Here is a 3,663-nt window from a genome sequence, read left to right as displayed (position 1 = left end):
AAAATTTCCAAATGGATGGAGCCACCTTTGATTGGATAATTATCTTTTTGGCTCTGAACAGGAAGAACTTTAAAACTGAAAATTCAGTCAGTATTTATGCAACACTAGTGAGAAATGTTATTTTTTATAAAATGCAAGGAATTGCTACCAGGGAATGTAGTAGTATAGTTTTGGTGTAGCGAGCTAACAAATAGACCATGTATAAATTTACATTAAGGACATAGAGACATGAATTGTATATTTATATATAAAGATTGTATATTCTATTCAAATAAAACTCATTAAGCGTGGAAAACACGATAAAACGTTGATATATCAGGTTTTTTCTAACAGACTATGAAACTACAAGAGTTCCGAAAACATATTTACGGAACTTCTTGATACGCAAATTCATTTTGTGAACATATAACAAACAATTCATAAAATTTGTTGCTTATTCCAAAAGATGGAATATAATTAAATTTGCAAGTCAATCTAAATAAGAAGGAGAACTGATTTTTAATGAAAAAGTGGATTGCTAGTTTATTAGTGTTAGCATTAGTGTTCTCACCCTACTCTTTAAATCTTGGCTTTTTGAAAGGTATAGGTTCGGCAGATGTAAAAGCAAATGAAACAGAAATGATTGAATCTTCTATATATAAAGATGGTTTCTTTGAGTATGTTCCTTACGAAATATTGTTGATAGAAAGGCTGGATCAACAAATTAGTAGAATTGAATAAAATCTAAATCTACTCGAAGAACTTGATATTGATGAAGAATGGACAGAGATGATTTATGAATTACAATCCATTGACTTTAAAGATTTAATTACAGACGAAATCAAACTTCATAGTGAAGAGATGACTTTAGAGAATACAGAGTTTATTATTCAGTATTTTGATGAGAACCTTTCTATAGAAGAATCTCTTGATAAAATAGTAGAGAAAAAGTTTCATAGTATTGATAATACATTCACAACGCAAGGCTTAGAAAGAGATATACTAGATGATTCTGTATCCTTTGCAATTGAAAAGGATGAAGAGTTAGCACTTGAACCTGAGAACATACTATTAGATTCTTCAATCGCTTTAAACATTATTGTGCATGAAGGTGAAGATATTGTAATTAAAGAGCTAGGAGAATTTGTTGACGAATTAGTAAATCAGAAAGAAGAAAGTTATTCGTTTATACAAAAAAAAAGTGCCTCTGCAGCTCAGTCGGGATTAGGATACTTTTCTACACTTCACAATGCCGTGATTGCCAATTATAACACAACAAATGCAAAACTTGTAACTACGGGAAAAATTACAAGAGCAGGAGGAGTATTAAAACCTATCATCTACAGAATGAATTTAGAATCAAAAAGGAAAACATCACGAACTGGAAGCTACACTTATAGTTCATCTAGATTAATTACCAATGCAATACTTGGAACACCATACAAGTTGGAAAGTCCGATTAGTAAAACGTATTACTGGCAAACATATGCTACTTTTACTGGTACTTTTAAAAATGGTTCAAAAAAGACAACAAATTCAAGTACGGATCGAGTTTTGATAAATAAAAAAGGAGTTCCATACCCAACATATAAAGATAGTAAATCAGGAAAGGTAATGACAGAACCAAGCTCTACAACATGGGTAAAAAATCCGAATCCTGTAGCCTGGACAACAAAGATGAGAAATGATTATTTGGATTGGTATGAAAAAAATTATGGAAAAATCACTAGAAGTGATTTCCAAGTCCACCATATCCGCCCAAGGGCATATAATGGTTCTCATAATTATGACAACCTAATCCCTTTAAGAACGGATTTTCATACCAAAACGGTTACACCATGGTGGACCAATTATTAAGATAAAGGAACGGTGTGCATGATAACAATTGAAAACCTAAAAAATAGATTGCAACACAACAAACTTCTTGTACAAAGAGAGGATGGGTACCTGGAGGAAGAACTCTTTACCTTTCATTCACCAGCATCAGCAGAGGAACTGAAAAAACTACCAGATTATATTCCGGAGGAACTTTTAAGTTTTTTCAAAAAACAAAATGGAGCTTATTTATACGAGAGTCCTCATGGAGGAGGAGGCACACAACTGTTTTCCATATCCGAGTCATTAGAATATAAGGATATTTGGGAGTGTCCAAACCACTTCTTTCCTATTGGTTGTGGACTAGATGGGTTATGGATTGTTTGTCAATGTATAGAAGGTACGAAAGAAAACGTCATGTGGATTGGGGAATTTTTGAATTTTGAAGATGAAGAACAGTTCGGAAAACTTAACATTGATTATTCAACTTGGTTAGAGAGATTTGTTATAGCTCAAGGCTCATCGTTTTGGGAATGGAGTTAAATAACGTACTTGGGAGTAGTAGTAGATCACCATTACTACTCTTTTATTTGGAATGATGACGGTAAAGAAGGGAAATTAAAAAGAACCCGATGCAGTCGGATTCCTCTATGACAAACGTATAAAAGCCAACTTGTACCCACTTGGACTACATTGTAGGTATTGAAAGTCATTGTCTGAATAAAACTGTTCAAGCTCTGGTATAGGTTCATACTCAACACACACAATTCTCATTCCAATTAACTTATACATTACATCACATTTTTCAAGTGCTAATTCCAACACTTTGGAACCAGGCACAACTCCCTTATACCTATCCGATCTACCTAGTTGTGCAATCAAAATAGTACTTACAGATGTTGCTTTCTTACTATACGCAATCTTTTGTCTCAAAGAACCCGAAGTGGTTCCTTCAAAATCGAACTGTTTGTTTTTAAGAGTAAAATACCCAATTATTTCATCATTATTATCTTCGTCAATAATTAAGTGGGTTCTTGCATGTACCCTTTTTTCACTATCAATTGCTTGATACTTTAAAAAATCTTCCACCCAGGGATTCTTTTCGCATGAAAAAGAGGAGAGGTAATCACGTACTTCGCTCTCCTCTGCAACTCTTATAAGATTTGCTAAACTGATTACTTGCATTTTCTTCTTTTAAGAATATTAGAAGCATGAGCGATTGCTTCATCATCACTCATGTTATGATCATGAAATACGTTGCTTTTTTTTAATTTAACCGGGGAGGCGGAAACAATCTTTCTAGCTGCTTCTTCTTCTAAAATATACTGTTCATTCATTGCTAAGACAGCCATTTCATTTTCCTCCTTTTCGTTTTTGCGCATATAACTTCACCACTTTTCCATACAGAATAGTAGTACAGTATATGGCATCTTTTTCTATATTATACCTTTCTACAAAATGAAAAACAAGAAAATCTATAAAATTGGGCTACTAATCTATCAATCTTTTTGTAACACAAACTTAGAAACAAGATTCCTTCTGGAAATATGTACGGAAAGTAGGTGTTAAATATGTCATAGAAAATCCCGTTATATCTCGTTTTTCTGGAGAGTAGAATAGTAGGATTTTAAAACGAAGGTAATCATTCATATGATTTTACTCAAAGGAGAGAATGGAAAATGGAACAGAATTTATTTGACTTTTTAACACCAGAAACAAAAGAAACGATCAGTCAGAATGGGAATAAACTGGTGGCACTCATGGCACTACATTTGTTTACAGAAACAGCAAAGGAACCAGAACAACTTTTGAAAAACTGAGTTCCGGAAGCAAACAAGGACGGTTCGAGACCAGTGAAAAAGTCGATTT

At 33.3% G+C, this 3,663-nt stretch carries 6 protein-coding genes; 4 read left to right on the top strand and 2 right to left on the bottom strand.

Annotation, left to right across the window (positions count from 1 at the left end):
• Positions 1–501 precede the first annotated feature (501 nt).
• From ACERII_RS25590 to ACERII_RS25580, 3 genes are read left to right on the top strand one after another with little or no spacing between them, the layout of a single operon-like run.
• On the top strand, positions 502–720 hold the full coding sequence (locus tag ACERII_RS25590) for a hypothetical protein (RefSeq protein ID WP_373645838.1): 219 nt from the start codon (positions 502–504) through the stop codon (positions 718–720).
• 48 nt (positions 721–768) lie between these two features.
• Positions 769–1,836 carry an HNH endonuclease signature motif containing protein gene (locus ACERII_RS25585; RefSeq protein WP_373645836.1) on the top strand — a complete coding sequence of 356 codons (1,068 nt, stop codon included), beginning with the start codon at positions 769–771 and terminating at the stop codon, positions 1,834–1,836.
• An 18-nt stretch (positions 1,837–1,854) separates the two neighbouring features.
• Positions 1,855–2,337, top strand: a complete 483-nt coding sequence (locus ACERII_RS25580; protein ID WP_373645835.1) for an SMI1/KNR4 family protein — start codon at positions 1,855–1,857, stop codon at positions 2,335–2,337.
• Positions 2,338–2,442: 105 nt separating this feature from the next.
• Here ACERII_RS25580 and ACERII_RS25575 read toward each other — a convergent pair whose 3' ends face one another.
• Positions 2,443–2,979, bottom strand: a complete 537-nt coding sequence (locus ACERII_RS25575; RefSeq protein ID WP_373645833.1) for a hypothetical protein — start codon at positions 2,977–2,979, stop codon at positions 2,443–2,445.
• The gene (locus ACERII_RS25570) at positions 2,970–3,146 is read right to left on the bottom strand and encodes a hypothetical protein (RefSeq protein WP_373645831.1); all 177 of its coding nucleotides are present in this window, start codon (positions 3,144–3,146) and stop codon (positions 2,970–2,972) included. The genes ACERII_RS25575 and ACERII_RS25570 overlap by 10 nt, the downstream gene beginning before the upstream one ends.
• A 327-nt stretch (positions 3,147–3,473) precedes the next feature.
• Between ACERII_RS25570 and ACERII_RS25565 the strand changes: the two genes are divergently transcribed.
• The gene (locus ACERII_RS25565) at positions 3,474–3,614 is read left to right on the top strand and encodes a hypothetical protein (RefSeq protein ID WP_373645829.1); all 141 of its coding nucleotides are present in this window, start codon (positions 3,474–3,476) and stop codon (positions 3,612–3,614) included.
• Positions 3,615–3,663 lie beyond the last annotated feature (49 nt).

The organism is Evansella sp. AB-rgal1 (assembly GCF_041820985.1).
Taxonomy (GTDB): Bacteria; Bacillota; Bacilli; order Bacillales; family Salisediminibacteriaceae; genus Evansella.
Note: the sequence above shows the minus strand (reverse complement) of the source record. Positions and strands in the feature narration are given on the sequence as shown.